Annotated in this window: 13 protein-coding genes and 1 pseudogene; 12 read left to right on the top strand and 2 right to left on the bottom strand. The window is 69.1% G+C overall.

All coding sequences use genetic code 11. The annotated features are described in order from the left end of the window. The coding region (locus tag ABZV58_RS14265; RefSeq protein ID WP_355000518.1) for an AMP-binding protein at positions 1-1712 on the bottom strand (1712 nt) is incomplete at its 3' end. Positions 1713-2005: 293 nt separating this feature from the next. On the opposite strand from ABZV58_RS14265, the gene ABZV58_RS14260 reads away from it, so the two are divergent. Genes ABZV58_RS14260 through ABZV58_RS14240 form a run of 5 tightly spaced genes read left to right on the top strand, consistent with a single transcriptional unit; the run spans position 2006 to position 8003 of the window. Next, a complete protein-coding gene (locus tag ABZV58_RS14260; RefSeq protein ID WP_355000517.1) occupies positions 2006-3613 on the top strand; it encodes an ABC transporter substrate-binding protein in 1608 nt (535 codons plus the stop codon). Between the two features lie 60 nt (positions 3614-3673). Then, on the top strand, positions 3674-4600 hold the full coding sequence (locus tag ABZV58_RS14255; RefSeq protein ID WP_355000516.1) for an ABC transporter permease: 927 nt from the start codon (positions 3674-3676) through the stop codon (positions 4598-4600). Then, the gene (locus tag ABZV58_RS14250; RefSeq protein ID WP_355000515.1) at positions 4593-5546 is read left to right on the top strand and encodes an ABC transporter permease; all 954 of its coding nucleotides are present in this window, start codon (positions 4593-4595) and stop codon (positions 5544-5546) included. The genes ABZV58_RS14255 and ABZV58_RS14250 overlap by 8 nt, the downstream gene beginning before the upstream one ends. A gap of 8 nt (positions 5547-5554) precedes the next feature. Continuing rightward, complete coding sequence (locus tag ABZV58_RS14245; protein ID WP_355000514.1) at positions 5555-7228, top strand: ABC transporter ATP-binding protein; 1674 nt, start codon at positions 5555-5557, stop codon at positions 7226-7228. A gap of 28 nt (positions 7229-7256) precedes the next feature. Then, positions 7257-8003: an oxidoreductase gene (locus ABZV58_RS14240; protein ID WP_355000513.1), complete on the top strand. Its 747-nt coding sequence runs from the start codon at positions 7257-7259 to the stop codon at positions 8001-8003. A gap of 603 nt (positions 8004-8606) precedes the next feature. On the opposite strand, the pseudogene ABZV58_RS14235 reads toward ABZV58_RS14240, so the two are convergent. Beyond that, a pseudogene (locus tag ABZV58_RS14235) lies at positions 8607-9383 on the bottom strand (HAD-IB family hydrolase); the annotation flags it as partial. 460 nt (positions 9384-9843) lie between these two features. Here ABZV58_RS14235 and ssd point away from each other — a divergent pair. The 7 genes from ssd to ABZV58_RS14200 all read left to right on the top strand — a co-directional run bounded on the left by ssd (position 9844) and on the right by ABZV58_RS14200 (position 15463). Further along, a complete protein-coding gene (ssd, locus tag ABZV58_RS14230) occupies positions 9844-10956 on the top strand; it encodes a septum site-determining protein Ssd (RefSeq protein ID WP_355000512.1) in 1113 nt (370 codons plus the stop codon). Further along, a complete protein-coding gene (locus ABZV58_RS14225) occupies positions 10953-12140 on the top strand; it encodes a TadA family conjugal transfer-associated ATPase (protein ID WP_355000511.1) in 1188 nt (395 codons plus the stop codon). Before ssd ends, ABZV58_RS14225 begins: the two co-directional genes overlap by 4 nt. Positions 12141-12252: 112 nt before the next feature. Beyond that, positions 12253-13041: a type II secretion system F family protein gene (locus tag ABZV58_RS14220; RefSeq protein WP_355000510.1), complete on the top strand. Its 789-nt coding sequence runs from the start codon at positions 12253-12255 to the stop codon at positions 13039-13041. A gap of 234 nt (positions 13042-13275) precedes the next feature. Continuing rightward, positions 13276-13890, top strand: coding sequence for a type II secretion system F family protein (locus tag ABZV58_RS14215; RefSeq protein ID WP_355000509.1), 615 nt, complete (start codon positions 13276-13278; stop codon positions 13888-13890). Positions 13891-14310: 420 nt separating this feature from the next. Then, positions 14311-14553, top strand: a complete 243-nt coding sequence (locus ABZV58_RS14210; protein ID WP_355000508.1) for a DUF4244 domain-containing protein — start codon at positions 14311-14313, stop codon at positions 14551-14553. Between the two features lie 200 nt (positions 14554-14753). Further along, positions 14754-15059 carry a TadE family type IV pilus minor pilin gene (locus ABZV58_RS14205; RefSeq protein WP_355000507.1) on the top strand — a complete coding sequence of 102 codons (306 nt, stop codon included), beginning with the start codon at positions 14754-14756 and terminating at the stop codon, positions 15057-15059. Positions 15060-15079: 20 nt separating this feature from the next. Continuing rightward, on the top strand, positions 15080-15463 hold the full coding sequence (locus tag ABZV58_RS14200; protein WP_355000575.1) for an Rv3654c family TadE-like protein: 384 nt from the start codon (positions 15080-15082) through the stop codon (positions 15461-15463). The last annotated feature ends 285 nt before the right edge of the window (positions 15464-15748 follow it).

Below are 15748 nucleotides of genomic sequence, written 5' to 3'. Positions count from 1 at the left end.
ACGCCGGAGTGTCCGACGAGGGCGGATTCGACTTCGGCGGTGGAGATGCGGTGGCCGGAGACGTTCATGACGTCGTCGACCCGGCCGAGCACCCACAGGTCGCCGTCGGCGTCGAGTTTGGCGCCGTCACCGGCGAAGTACCAGCCCTGTTCGGCGTAGCGCTCCCAGTAGGTGGCCCGGTAGCGCTCCATGTCGCCCCAGATGCCGCGCAGCATCGACGGCCACGGCTGATCGAGCACCAGGTAGCCGTTGGCCTCGGTCTCGCCGCGCTGCACCGGCTTGCCCTCTTCGTCCACGACTTGGGCGGAGATGCCGGGCAGCGGGGTCATCGCGGCGCCGGGTTTGGCGGCGGTGACGCCGGGCAGCGGGGAGATCATGATCGCGCCGGTCTCGGTCTGCCACCAGGTGTCCACGATGGGTGTGGCGTTCGCGCCGACGACCTCGCGGTACCAGCGCCATGCCTCCGGGTTGATCGGCTCGCCGACCGAGCCGAGCAGCCGGATGCTGGACAGGTCGTGCGCGGCGGGGATCTCGCGGCCCCACTTCATGAAGGTGCGCACGAGCGTGGGGGCGGTGTAATAGATGGTGACGCCGTACTTTTCGACGATCTGCCAGTGGCGGTGTTCGTCGGGGAAGTTGGGGGTGCCTTCGTAGACGACCTGGGTGGCGCGGTTGGACAGGGGTCCGTAGACGATGTAGCTGTGGCCGGTGACCCAGCCGATGTCGGCGGTGCACCAGTAGACGTCTTGTCCTGGTTTGTGGTCGAAGACGTAGTGGTGGGTGTAGGAGGTTTGGGTGAGGTAGCCGCCGGAGGTGTGCAGGATGCCTTTGGGTTTTCCGGTGGTGCCGGAGGTGTAGAGGATGAACAGCGGGTGCTCGGCGTCGAAGGGCTGGGCTTCGTGCTCAGGAGAAGCGGCCTCGACGGTCTCGTGCCACCACAGGTCGCGCCCCTCGGTCCAGGGCACCTCGACGCCCGTCCGGCGCACCACCAGCACGTGCTCGACGCTGTGTCCATTTTCGCCCGAGCGGGCGCCCTCCGTGGGAACTCCCTCCTCCTGGCCCTGACCGTCCGGGCGGGGCGGCACATCCCCATGCGCGTGGAGCGCCTCGTCCACGGCTTCCTTGAGCGGCGCGGACTTGCCGCGGCGCCACTGCCCGTCGGTGGTGATGACGAGCCGGGCGCGCGCGTCGTCGACGCGCTGGCGCAGGGCGGTGGGGGAGAAGCCCGCGAACACCACCGAGTGGGTGAGCCCGAGGCGGGCGCAGGCCAGGATGGACACGATGGCCTCGGGGACCATGGGCATGTAGATGGCGACCCGGTCGCCCGCCTCGAGCCCGAGCTCGGTCAGGTAGTTGGCGGCCTGGGACACCTCGTCGAGCAGCTGCCGGTAGGTGATGTCGCGGGAGTCGCCCGGTTCGCCTTCCCAGTGGATGGCGACCTGGTCGCCGTGACCATCGAGGACGTGACGGTCCACGCAGTTGTAGGCGACGTTGAGCTCGCCCCCGTCGAACCACTTGGCCACGGGAGCGTCGCTCCAGTCCAGCACCCGGTTCCACTTGCGATGCCAGTGCAGTCGCTCGGCCTGCTCGGCCCAGAACGCGTCGCGATCGTCGGCGGCCGCCCGGTACAGCGAGGCGTCGGCGTTCGCCGCGGCGGCGAATTCCGCGCTGGGCGGATACGAGTCCCGGTGGTCGGCGGTGGTTTCGGTCATCACGTCTCTTCTTTCGCGTCGGCTCTGCCCACCTCGACACTAGCCAACTGTGACCTACGCCGCGCCGAGGAGTACGCGCCGGGCCGCGCGCATTCGGTGACATAGTTTCGGTGTTTCGCCGATATTGCCGCGTTGGTAACAAGTGAAACGAACATAGGGCGATCCGATGACAAGGTCACCCGCCGATGGCTAACGTCGCTGACATTCCGAGGCGGGACGTGCGGGTACGCGCTGGAGAGGATCACGGGGCGCCGCACAGCCGCCTTCGACCTTCTCGAAATCGGGAGTACGCGTTGCGATTCCACAGAGTTACCGCGCTCGCCGCGGCGGTCTTGCTGGCCACAAGCCTAGGACTGTCCGCATGTTCCACCGATGACGGAGCCGATGCCGACATCGTCACCGTCAACGGCGCCGAACCGCAGAATCCGCTGGTGCCGACCAACACCAACGAGAACATGGGCGGTCGGGTGGTCGATCGGCTGTTCGCCGGGCTGAAGTATTACGACGCCGACGGCAAGGCGCACGACGAAATGGCCGAATCGATCGAGACCACCGATCGCAAGAGCTATCGAATCACCATCGAGCCGGACTGGAAGTTCACCGACGGCACGCCGGTGACGGCCAAGTCCTTCGTCGACGCGTGGAACTACGGCGCACTCGGCACCAACGCGCAGCTGCAGAGCTACGTCTTCTCGCCGATCGTCGGTTTCGACGAGGTGTCCGCGGAAAAGCCCACCGCGCAGACGATGTCGGGTCTGAAGGTGGTAGACGACCGCACCTTCACCGTCGAGTTGAAGGCTCCCTCCATCGATTTCGAGAGCGAGCTCGGCTACGCGCCGTTCTATCCGCTGCCCGAGGCGGCGTTCGAGGATATGCAGGCGTTCGGGCAGAACCCGATCGGCAACGGCCCGTACAAGTTCGCCGACGCGGGCGCGTGGGAACACAACGTCAAGATCGATCTGGTGCCCAACCCGGACTACCAGGGCGGTCGTCCGGCCAAGAACAAGGGCCTGCGGTTCGTGATGTACCAGTCCTTCGACACCGCCTACGCCGACCTGCAATCCGGCAACCTCGACGCGCTCGACACCATTCCGTCCAGCGCGCTCTCGGTGTACAAGCAGGAGCTCGGTGATCGCGCGATCGCCAAGCCGGTCGCGCAGAACCAGCACATCGGCGTGCAGTCCAACGTCCCGCATTTCGCGGGCGAGGAGGGCCTGCTGCGCCGGCGCGCGATCTCGATGGCGATCAATCGGGAACAGATCTGCGAGAAGATCTTCCACGGCACCCGCATCCCGGCCCGCGACTTCACCGCGAGCACGCTGCCCGGCTTCGACGGCAACCTGCCCGGTTCCGAGGTGCTGAAGTACAACCCGGAGGAGGCCAAGCGGCTGTGGGCGCAGGCCGACGCCATCGCGCCGTGGTCGGGCCGCTACGAGATCGCCTACAACTCCGACGGCGGCCATCAGGCCTGGGTGGAGGCGGTGGCCAACAGCGTCAAGAACACCCTCGGCATCGACACGATCGCGGTGCCCTACCCGACCTTCAAGAACATCCGCGACGAGGTGAACGCCGAGACCATCGGCAAGTCGTTCCGGTACGGCTGGCAGGGCGACTATCCGACGATGCTGCAGTTCCTCACCCCCCAGTACTACAGCTACTCCGAGACCAACAACGTCAACTACAACAATCCCGAATTCGACCGCCTGCTCGACGCCGCGCTGGCCGCGCCGTCGCAGGAGGAGTCCTACCGGCTCGTCGCTCAGGCGCAGGCGCTGCTGATCCGCGACATGGCCGACATTCCGGTACTGAATTACGTGGCGGCGGCGGGACATTCGGATCGCGTCAGCAACGCGCGACTCGCCTGGAACGGCTTGTTCGACTTCGAGAACATCGAGAAGTAGCCGCGTTGGAGCCGGGCCGACGACGAAAGTCGGCCCGGCTCGGCACTTTCCGGAGGAAATATGGCTTGGTACATCCTGCGCCGACTGCTCCAGATGATCCCGGTGTTCCTCGGCGCGACGCTGCTCATCTACGCGATGGTCTTCCTCATCCCCGGCGACCCGATCAAGGCGCTGGCCGGTGAGAAGCCGCTCACCCCGGCCGTCGAGGCCCAGCTGCGGGCCAGATATCACCTCGACGAGCCGTTCTTCATGCAGTACCTGCTCTATCTGAAAGGCATTCTGACCTTCGACTTCGGCACTGCCTACTCGGGCCGTCCGGTCCGCGACGAGCTGGCGCGCGCCTTTCCGATCACGATCAAGCTGGCCTTCATGGCGGTTTTCATCGAAGGCGTTTTCGGCATCGTGTTCGGCCTGATCGCGGGGTTGCGCAAGGGCAAGCTGTTCGATTCGACGATGTTGGTGGCCAGCCTGGTCATCATCGCGGTGCCGGTGTTCGTCGTCGGTTACCTCGCGCAGTTCCTGTTCGGGGTGAAGTGGGGCATCGCGCCGACGACCGTCAGCGGAAAGGCGAGTTTCGCGGAGCTGCTGCTGCCCGCGATCGTGCTCGGTTCGCTCTCGTTCGCCTATGTGCTGCGGCTGACGCGGAACTCGGTGGCGGAGAACATGTCCGCCGACTACGTGCGCACCGCGACCGCCAAAGGATTGAGCAGGCGGCGCGTGGTGACCGTGCACATTCTGCGCAATTCCATGATCCCGGTGGTCACATTCCTCGGCGCCGACCTCGGCGCGCTGATCGGCGGGGCCATCGTCACCGAGGGCATCTTCAACATCCCCGGCGTCGGCGGCACGCTGTACCAGGCGATACAGCGGGTGGAGCCGCCGACGGTCGTCTCGTTCGTGACCGTGCTGGTGGTGATCTTCCTGATCGCCAACCTCGTCGTGGATCTGCTCTACGCCGCACTCGACCCGAGGATCCGCTATGCCTGAGCTGGAGAAAGACGGGGGCCGGCCCGGTCAGGAGTACTACGTCGCGCCGCCGGACGAGGTCGAGGTGCTGGCCACCGACCGCGTCGACGCCTCGGGCGAGCCGACGAGCATCTGGGGCGACGCCTGGCGGCAGCTGCGGCGCAACCCGATCTTCGTCGTCGCGGTCCTGTTGATCGTGGCGGTGACGGTGGTCGTGCTGTGGCCGGGGTTGTTCACCGATCAGGACCCGCGCCGGTGTCTCGGCGACGACATCATGGCGCCCCCGCGCCCCGGGCATCCGTTCGGTTTCGACCGGCAGGGCTGCGACGTCTACACCCGCACCCTCTACGGCGCGCGCGCCTCGGTGCTGGTCGGGCTCGGGGCGGCCGCGTTGTTCGTGCTGATCGGCGGCACGCTCGGCGCGCTGGCCGGGTTCTTCGGCGGAGTGCTCGACGAGATCGTCTCGCGCATCGCCGAGATCTTCTACGCCATCCCGATGGTGCTCGCCGCGATCGTCCTGCTGCAGATGCTGCGGCCCGCCACCATGTGGAACGTCGTTCTGGTGCTCGCGTCGTTCACCTGGCCGCAGGCGGCCCGCATCGCCCGCGGCGCGGTCATCGAGGCGAAGAACAGCGAATATGTCACGGCGGCAAAGGCGTTGGGTGTCTCGCGGACGGGGACGCTGGTGCGGCACGTGCTGCCCAACGCGGCGGGGCCGCTCATCGTGGTCTCCACCATCTGGCTGGGGGTCTTCATCGTCGCCGAGGCGACGCTGTCGTATCTCGGTGTCGGTCTGCCGCCCGACATCGTGTCCTGGGGCGGCGATATCGCCAGGGCCAAGAACGATCTGCGCACCTCGGCGATCCTGTTCTATCCGGCCGCCGCGCTGGCCATCACGGTGCTGAGCTTCATCATGCTCGGCGACGCGGTGCGCGACGCGCTCGATCCGAAGGCAAGGAAGAGGTGAGCGCCGCGATGCCGGACCGTCCACTGCTCGAAATCCGCGATCTGCACGTCTCTTTCAGTGCCGAGGGCAGGCTGGTGCCCGCCGTGCAGGACGTCGGCCTCGCCGTATACCCGGGCCAGACCGTGGCGATCGTCGGGGAGTCGGGTTCCGGGAAGACCACCACGGCGCACGCCGTCATCGACCTGCTGCCCGGTACCGGCCGGGTCACCTCGGGGTCGATCGTCTTCGACGGCAAGGATCTCACCAAGGCGTCGAAGAAGGAGATCGTCGCGGTGCGCGGTCGCGGTATCGGGCTGGTGCCGCAGGACCCGATGTCCAATCTGAATCCGGTGTGGAAGGTCGGCTTCCAGGTGCGGGAGACGTTGGCGGCCAACGGAATCGCCAAAGGCTCCGCGGCGGGGAAGCGGGCCGTCGAACTGCTCGAAGAAGCCGGTATGCCGGATGCCGCGCGCCGGGTGAACCAGTACCCGCACGAGTTCTCCGGCGGGATGCGGCAGCGGGCACTGATCGCGATCGGATTGTCGTGCCGTCCGAAGCTGTTGATCGCCGACGAGCCGACTTCCGCGCTGGACGTCACCGTGCAGCACCAGATTCTCGACCATCTCGATTCGCTGACCAGCGAATTGGGCACCGCCGTCCTGCTCATCACGCACGATCTCGGGCTGGCCGCCGAGCGGGCCGAGCACCTGGTGGTGATGTATCGCGGGCGGGTGGTGGAATCCGGCCCCGCCCTGCGTATCCTGCGCGAACCCCAGCACGCCTACACCAAGAAGCTGGTGAACTCCGCGCCCTCGCTCGCCTCGCAGCGGCTCTCGGCGGTGCGCGAGCGGATCGAGATCCGCGAGCAGGCGGTGCAGGTGGCCGAACAGGGCGCCGCGGCCCCGACGGCCGATGTCGTTGTCGCCGAGCGCCTCACGAAGGTGTTCCCGATCCGCGGTGGGGCGCCGTGGAAGTCTTCGGAGTTCCGCGCCGTCGACGACGTGTCCTTCCGGCTGCGCCGCGGGACCACCACGGCCATCGTCGGCGAATCCGGTTCGGGCAAGTCGACCGTCGCGCAGATGGTGCTCGGCCTGCTCGCACCCACCTCCGGCACGGTGACCTTCGACGGACGCGACGTCGCGAAGCTGGATCGCAAGAGCGCCTTCGCCTTTCGCCGACGGGTGCAGGCGATCTTCCAGGACCCGTACGGCTCGCTCGACCCGATGTACTCGATCTACCGCACGATCGAGGAGCCGCTGCGCACGCACAAGATCGGTACCTCGAAAGAGCGCGCCGCGACGGTGCGGGACCTGCTGGACAAGGTGTCGCTGCCCGCCTCGGTGCAGCGGCGCTATCCGAACGAGCTGTCCGGCGGTCAGCGTCAGCGGATCGCGATCGCGCGGGCGCTCGCGTTGTCGCCCGAAGTGGTGATCTGTGACGAGGCCGTGTCGGCGCTGGACGTGCTCGTGCAGGCGCAGATCCTGAGTCTGCTCAACGACCTGCAGGCCGAGCTGGGTCTGTCGTACCTGTTCATCTCGCACGACTTGGCCGTGGTGCGCCAGATCGCCGACGACGTGCTGGTCATGCAGCAGGGCCGAGTCGTCGAGGCGGCGGCCGCCGAGGAGGTCTTCGACCATCCGCGCGAGGACTACACGCGCAGGCTGCTCGACGCGATCCCCGGGCGGGATCTGCTCGCGGGGTGAGGCGGGTGCGCAAGTAGCCTCGTCTTTCGTGACCGACCCGCTGCAGCCCCTCGTCGACCTGCCCGGCGTGCGCGACGCCGCCGACCGTGCCCGCGATGCCCTCGCGGCGGTGCACCGGCACAAGTCGAACCGCCGCGGTTGGGCGGTCACCGCGGCCGAGGCGGCGGTGCGCGCGGCGCGGTCCTCGGCGGCGATCGACGGCGGCAGCACCGAGCTGCCCGCGGACGGGCAGGTCGGGGATCCGATCCTGGCCGGCTCGCTGCGCGTCGGACAGGCGCTCGACGGCGACGCCCTGCGCAACCTCACGGGCACCTGGCAGCGCGCGCCACTCCAAGCGCTCGCCCGGCTGCACCTGCTCGCCGCCGCCGACCTGGTCTCCGACGAGGAGCTGCTCGGGCGGCCGCGCACGGATCCGGGCGTCGCCGAGCGGCTCGACCTGCTCGCGCAGACGGTGTTGGCCACGAAAGCGCCCGCACCCGTCGTCGCGGCGGTGGTGCACGGCGAGTTGCTCGCGCTGCGGCCGTTCGGCACGGCCGACGGGATCGTCGCGCGCGCGGCCTCGCGGTTGGTGTCGGTGGCAAGGGGGCTCGACCCGCACAGCCTGGGTGTGCCGGAGGTGTTCTGGTTGCGGCGCAAGCAGGCGTACGACGCCGCCGCCGCGGAATTCGGGACCGGTCGGCCGGACGCGGTCGGCGGATGGGTGATCTTCTGCTGCGGTGCGCTGGAGGACGGCGCCAGGGAGGCGACATCGATCGCGGACGCGGCGGCGGGGTAACGGCTCGGCTTCGGTGCCGCGTGCGCGGGATTCGATGCCGCTGCGCTGAGGCGTCCGCTCGTGCGGGTGCGGAATTCCCCCCGCACATCAAAGCGGGCGGCGTTGTCGTTGACGACCTCACCGCCCGCTAGCACGGACTACCGGGTTACCAAGCGTGCTAGGTGGGTTGTGTTCTGCGGCCTCGGCGACTATTCGGACTCCGCCGGTTCATCCCCGCAACCTGTGCGAGGCCTTCGCCGTCGACAATCCGAATCTCGCAGGCCCACAACGCTTCTGCCCTTGTCGCGGCGTGCTCCGCGTGGGTGCCTGGTGTCCGTGCTGGGAAGGGTGGGATGGGAGACTGAACCTTCTCTTCCGGCTCCGCCTTGGCCTTCCGTCCTTCCGTGCCTCCTTTCTACCACTGTGAGTGGGCTCACTCAAGGGTTGAGAAAGCAATGAATTATTGGCGTGTCTGTCGGCGTTTCGTGATTAAATGCCTGGTCGCGGGCGCCCCTCGTATCGGGTCGGCAGACCCCTTCGGCAAGCCTTCCGCTGCCCCGTCGAACAGCGCGGCGGAGGGCGTTCGGACCCCGCAGTCAATGATCAGCGTCGGGCCGTCGGCGATCAGCGGCGGCGGCGCAGCAGGCGGTAACTGATCGCTCCGGCCAGTACCGCGCTGAGTCCGACGGCCGCTGTCGCGGCAAGGGTGGTGGACGACGGCGACTGGAACCGCGCCCACAGCGAGACCGGGTTGGAGAAGGTGAGGATCGGCCAGCCGCGCGTGAGCGCCTCGCGGCGCAGATTGCGATCCGGGTTCACCGCCGTCGGATGTCCGACGGCGCTCAGCATCGGCAGATCGGTCACCGAATCGGAGTAGGCGTAACAGCGCGAGAGGTCGTAACCCTCTGTGGCGGCGAGCTTTTCGATGGCCTCGACCTTGCCCTCGCCGTAGCAGTAGAACTCGACCTCGCCGGTGTACTTGCCGTCCGCGACGACCATCCTGGTGGCCGCGGTGCGCGAGGCGCCGAGCACCTCCGCGATGGGCCCGACCATCTCCTCGCCGGAGGCCGAGACGATCACCACGTCGTGGCCCCGAATCTTGTGGTCCGCGATGAGATCGGCGGCCTCCGCGTAGATCAGCGGGTCGACCAGTTCGTGAAGTGTCTCGGCGACAATGGATTTCACCTGTTCGACGTCCCAGCCCGCGCACATCTTCGTCAGATGTTCGCGCATACGCTCCATTTGGTCGTGGTCGGCGCCGGACAGCAGGAACAAGAAGTGCGCGTAGCTGCTTTCCAGCACCGCTCTGCGGTTCAGCAGGCCCTGGGCGAAGAACGGCTTGCTGAACACGAAGGTGCTCGACTTGGCGATCACCGTCTTGTCCAGATCGAAGAACGCGGCGACGCGCCCGCGTCCGATCGGGGTGCTGTTCACCGTCGTCGCGGCGCCCGCCTGGTGGTCAGGAACGGTTGTCTGGTCGCCCTCGGCCGTCACCCGTTCAGAATATGCACGCGGTGCAAATCGCGGTGGCCGGGTGGGGTCTCCGGAGGCGGCCACGAGTTTGCCCGGGAGACGCCGGAGCCGCGGTGACGGCAAAGTTCTTCGTAGACAGACTTGCGTGACGGCCGGGGATTGGGTGTAGTATTGCTGGCACCTGGACATGGTCCAGGCGCGTTCAGCCCGACCCCCCGGGGCTGAACCCGACGGCCCCAGCCTCCTCCCCCCCCGGCTGGGGCCGTCCTCTATTTCGGGGACGGATCCCCCTCTTCGCTGGCTCGGCGGTTGTCCACAGCGACGGAGTTATCCACATTCGGCATCTCGGGTCTTCTGGTGTGTCGCCAATTGCACCACGCTGACCTGCATGGATACCGACGCCGCGCAGACCGCCTGCATATCGCCCGCGCTCGTGCTCATCCGGGATGTCCGGTTACGCGACGAGGTCCGCCGGGTGGCGGCGGCCGCGGAACGGCAGCTGGACGAGCGTGAGCCGCCGGTGGGCAGGCATGTCTGGTCCGGAACGCCCCTGGTGATCCTCGACACAGTGGCTGCGCGCTCGTGCGCGGCGGCCGGTTGCGCCCGGCGGGTGGGCGTCGTTCTGGTGACCGAAGGGGAGCCCGAACTGTCCGATTGGCAGGCCGCGGCGGCGATCGGAGCCGAGCGCGTCATCGCCCTGCCTGCGTCCGCCGAGGGACTTGTCGAGAAGTTTGCTGAGCACGGCGAGCGGCGCGCTTCCGACGGCATCGCGGTGGCGTTCGCGAGCGGATCCGGCGGCGCGGGCGCCTCGGTTCTCGCCGCGGCGACCGCCCTGCGAGCCGCCGCCGAAGGGTTCCGGCACGACGTGGTGCTTGTCGACGGGGCGCCCTTCGGCGGCGGTCTCGACCTGCTGTTGGGCATAGAGACAGGTATGGGTCCCCGCTGGCCGGACTTGGTCGTCGAAGACGGCAGGGTCGCGGCCTCGGCACTGCACAACGCACTGCCGAGGGCGGCGCCGGGGCTCAGCGTGTTGTCCTGCGGCCGCGGCGGTGCCGGTAGATTGCCGAGCCGCATCGGCGCCGGTGCGGTGCGCGCGGTGATCGAAGCAGGCCGTGCCGCAGGCGATCTCGTGATTTGCGACATTTCCGGCGAGCGCGGCGCGCACGCGGAGCAGATGCTCGATCGCGCGGATCTGGTGGTGTTGGTCGTACAGGCGACACTGCGGGCGGTGGCGGCCGCGGAGTCCGTCGCGGCATACATCGGACGGCGAAATCCCAACCAGGGATTGGTGGTTCGAGGCCCAGCGCCGGGCGGTCTGCGCGGCGCGGAGGTGGCCGAGGTGCTCGATCTGCCCCTGCTCGCGGCCGTGCGCGCCCAAGGGGGTCTTGCGGGCCGATTGGAACGTGGCGGTCTCCCCACGCCGCGGCGCGGACCGCTCAAGGACGCTGCCGACGCCGTGCTGGCCGTGCTCGGTACGCCGACGGTGCGGAGCGGACGGTGAGCGCGCTCGTCACGGCCGAGCTGCTGGATCGCGTGCGAGAACGGCTGGCGGGCGCGCCCGGCGCGCCGGAACCGGCGGCCGTGGCGGCGGCCATTCGAGCCGAAGCGGGCGGCGTGCTCGGCGACACCGACCTGCTGCGGGCGTTGCGGCTGTTGCAGACCGAGATGACGGGCGCGGGAGCGCTGGAACCCCTGCTGCACGACCCGCGGGTGGCGGACGTGCTGGTGACAGCGCCCGACGCGGTCTGGATCGACCGGGGGTACGGGCTGGAGAAGACCTCGATCACGTTCCAGGACGAGGCGGCGGTACGCCGGCTGGCCCAGCGATTGGCGCTCGCGGCGGGCCGCAGACTCGACGACGCGCAGCCATGGGTGGACGGCAGGTTGACCGGAAGCGAAGCGGCGCTCGGTGATTCGTTCGGCGTCCGCCTGCACGCGGTACTCGCGCCGATCGCGCACGGCGGTACCTGCCTCTCGCTGCGGGTGCTGCGGCCCGCCACGCAGGGGTTGGACGCGCTCGCCGCGTCCGGCGCCGTGCCGCCGACGGCGAAAACGCTGCTGGAGCGGATCGTTCGGGCCCGGCTCGCGTTTCTGGTGGTCGGCGGCACCGGCGCGGGAAAGACGACACTGTTGTCCGGCCTGCTCGCCAAGGTCGATGCCCGGGAACGGATCGTGTGCGTCGAAGACGCGGCCGAACTCGCGCCGCCGCATCCGCACGTGGTGCGCCTCGTCGCGCGCACGGCCAACGTCGAGGGCGTCGGCGCGGTGACGGTCCGGGACCTGGTGCGGCAGGCGCTGCGCATGCGACCGGACCGGATCGTCGTCGGCGAGGTACGCGGAGCCGAAGTGGTCGACCTGCTGACCGCGTTGAACACCGGCCACGACGGCGGCGCCGGCACCGTCCACGCGAACTCCCCGCGCGAAGTACCCGCCCGCCTGGAAGCCCTGGCGGCGCTCGGCGGCATGGGCAGCGCCGCATTGCACAGCCAGCTCGCCGCCGCGGTCCAGGTGGTGCTGCACGTGGAGCGCCGGGCGGACGGTTCGCGTGCACTGCGAGAGGTCGGTGTGCTCGATCGTGCGGAGAGCGGGAAGGTGCGGATCATCGCGGCTTGGCGGGCCGACGGTGGAGCGGTGCCGGGGGCGGAGGCGTTGGAAGGTCTTCTGGCGGAACGGGTCGGGCGATGAACAGACCGATGTCGTGGGTGGGCGAGCGGCTTGCGCAACAGGGGTGCGCGGACCCGGCGGCAGTGCTGGCCGGGGCCGTCCGGGCGAGTCTCCTGGCGGGATGGGGTCGGCCATGACAGCGGCGATGTTGTGCCTGGCGCTCGCGGCTCTGCTCTTGCCCGGTGCGGGTGCGAGACGACGGTTTCGCGGACTGTTCTCGTTGGAGGGCGCGCGAATTCCGAACTACAGCAAGGTTGTTCGTGTCTCGGTGATTCTGGGTGTGGTATCCACCGTGCTGCTGGGCGTCGGGACCTTCCTCGCCGCCGCGCTGCTGGCGGGCACCGTGGGGCTGCGTAGGCGGCGGGCTCGCGGCGACCGTCACCGTGCGGAGGAGTGTGCCCACCTTCTCGACGCGCTCGAGGCGGTCATCGGCGAGCTGCGAGTCGGCGCGCACCCGAGCACGGCCGCGGACGTCGCCGCTCAGGAATCGCGCGGCGCGGCGGCCCACGCCTTCGCGGTCAGCGCCGCCCGCAGCAAGCTGGGTGGTTCCGGCGCCGACGGCCTGCGCGACTCGGGTGCCGTCATCGGAGCCGAACTCGCTCGCATCGCCGACGCATGGCGGATCGCCGAAGACCACGGTCTGGCGCTCGCCGAGCTTCTGACGGCCGCCCGCGCAGACCTGCGGGGACGCATCCGTTTTCGTGCCCGCGCGACCGCCGCTCTCGCGGGTGCTCGCGCCACGGCCACGGTTCTGTCCACGCTCCCGCTGCTCGGATTGGCCTTGGGGCAGCTCATGGGCGCCGATCCACTGCGGGTCCTCTTCGCCTCCTCGGCGGGAGGCCTGTTGCTTCCACTCGGCGTGGGCCTGGCCTGTGCGGGACTGCTGTGGAGCGATGCGATCACGCGAAAGGTGCTGGTGTGAAAGGGCGCGGTGTTCCTCGGAGCCGCCGGGGCGGTTTTCCATCGGCGACGTCGCCAGTGGTCCCGTCGCCGGTACTGGCGCGGACGTGTGCCCTCGCCACAACGAGAACCGCCTTCTGCGGACGATCGAGCCGCCGTTGCCTGGGCGAAGTCGGGGCCGGTCCGCAGTGGTTGTCCGGAACCGCGAGCGGTCGTCCGGTGCTCGCGAATTCATTGCTGCGGAGGGGGATTCGCCATGACGATCGAGACGGGCGTCGCGACTCTGGCGCTGGCCGGAGCCTTCGCGCTGTGGCCGGGGCGCGTTGGTCCCAATCGCCGACTGCGGCTGCTGGCGCCGGTCGCAGGCGCGACGAATACGAAACCGGAGAAGCCGAGCGCGGGCGACCCGCTCGATATCGCCTCGGTGTTCGATCTGCTTGCCGCATGTCTGCGCGCGGGTCTGCCGATGGCGGGTGCGGCGCGAGCAGTGGCGAGTGGAGCGCCGTGGTCGGTCGGTGCGGCGCTGTGCACCGCCGCGGACCTGCTGGCGCTCGGATCGGAGCCGAGCGCCGCGTGGGAGCGCGCGGCGCGGGAAGCGGCGGGGCGGCCGGGCTCGGCCGAGATCGACTCGCTGGCCCGGATGGCACGACGTTCGGCGCGCTCCGGCGCGTCGCTGGCGGTGGCCGTGGGAGAACTCGCCGATCAGCACCGCGGCGCGGTCGAGGATGTGGCGGCGGCCCGAGCGGAACGCGCCGGCGTGCTGATCGGCGGTCCGCTCGGCCTGTGCTTCCTGCCGGCGTTCCTCTGCCTGGGCATCGTGCCCGTGGTGATCGGCCTGGCGGGGCGGGTCTTGGATGGCGGTCTCCTATGAATGGGCACCGCCTCGCCGATGGCGCACGGCCGCAGCAGTCTTACCCGCGCGGAGGGGCCGCGCGGGCCGAAGGGAAAGGGGAAGCCGGTGCGAATCGACAAACCGACGGCTCGCGCGCCGCGACGAGTCGGCGGCCCGCTGCTGGCCGAATGGTGCGCTCGCGCCCACACGGCCGCACGGGATTCGACTGCCGAAGTGGTCCGCGCGCTGCGTGGTTCCGCGACGGACACGGCGAGATCGCCGGGAAGTTCGATCCGGCGGGCCGCCCGCATGGCGGGTGTTCGCTTGGCTCGGAGGCGTGTGAAGTCGCGAAGGAAAGCGGCGCACCGCGCGGAACCAACGAGTCGGCACATGGTGCCTGCGAATGCCGCGGTCGCCGTGCGGCATCGGGATGCCGCATCGACGAGAGCCGAAGTAGATATGGCGGATTCGAGGTTTCCCTCCCGGCCGTTGCGTGCTCGCGCACGAGAAGCGATCGCGCGACTCCAGCTCCGCACGGTACGGGCAGCCGCTGCCGACGACGGCATGAGCACAGCGGAATACGCCATCGGCACGATCGCCGCGGCAGCGTTCGGTGCGGTGCTCTACGGGGTAGTGACCGGAGATTCGATCGTCGACGCGTTGACAAGGATCATCGACCGCGCCTTGAACACCACGGTGTAACGGCGGGCGCCGCGCGGCCCTCCCCTGTGGTGGCGAGTGCTGCGCGGCGCTTCACAGCCGCTGCGCGGCGCTCCACCGTGATGGCGGATGCCGCAGGTTCCCCTGTGGCGGTGGCTGCTGCGGGGCGCTCCACTGTCGCGGCGGGCGTTGGGCGGCGCCTTGGCTCTGCGCGGATCGCGGGCGATCGCGGTGCTGTCACGGTGGAGGCGGCGATCGCGCTCGGGTCTCTCGTCGTCGCGGTGATGGCCTGCCTCGGAGCACTGCTCGCCGCGTCGACACAGGTCCGCTGTGTCGACGCCGCCCGCGAGGCGGCACGACTGGCGGCGCGTGGCGACGAGCCCAACGCCGTCACCACCGCCAGGCGGGTCGCCCCACCGAACGCAACCATTTCGCTCCGTACGGAAGGCGCTCACGTCGTCGCGGTCGTCTCCGCGCGAACGCCCCTCCTTCCCCTCGAGCTGCGCGCGGAGGCTGTGGCGGCTTTGGAACCGGAGGTGACGCGGTGAACGGGAGATCCGGATCGCCCATGCTCAGATGCGGCACCAGCAGCCCGGCATGGCGAGGGGAGACAGGCGGGGCGACGGTGTTCGCGTGTGTGGCGTTGGTGGGGTTGATCGCGGCGGCGTTGTCGATCGGGCAGGTGGGAGCGGTGGTGGTGGCGCGGCATCGGGCGCAGGCGGGGGCGGATCTGGCCGCGCTGGCGGCGGCCGGGGCTTTGGACGGAGGAGTCGAAGCGGGGTGCGCGGCGGGCGAGAAGGTGGCGCGACGGATGGGCGCGCGGATTAGTGAGTGCCAGGTCGACGGATGGGATGCCACGGTGTCGGTGGCGCGAAATGTACCAATGGGTCTCTTCGGTGCGCGGACAGTACACGCGATCGCCCGGGCGGGTCCGGTCGAAGAAGAAGAGTGACCGGTACGTACTAACACTCACCGGTGTTTGTTGTGATGTCGAACAGACAATTGGATTATTCGAATAATTACGATGCGATATCTATTTTCCGCGCCGGGCGGAATATGTTGGCTATGAATCCGCACGTCGAGTGTCCAAGGCCACGGCAATAGCCCAGTTAACCTGAATCTAATCCTTTTTATTCGGCCAGGCGGCATCGCCGCGCCTGGTAGAGCGGAAGCGGGCTGGTGGAGGCAGCCGACTCCCGGAAACCACCACCTAGATGGCGGTCCGGTCACGCTCGCA

The organism is Nocardia sp. NPDC004654 (assembly GCF_040609595.1).
Lineage (GTDB): Bacteria > Actinomycetota > Actinomycetes > Mycobacteriales > Mycobacteriaceae > Nocardia.
This window is presented reverse-complemented; position numbering and strand designations above follow the sequence as displayed.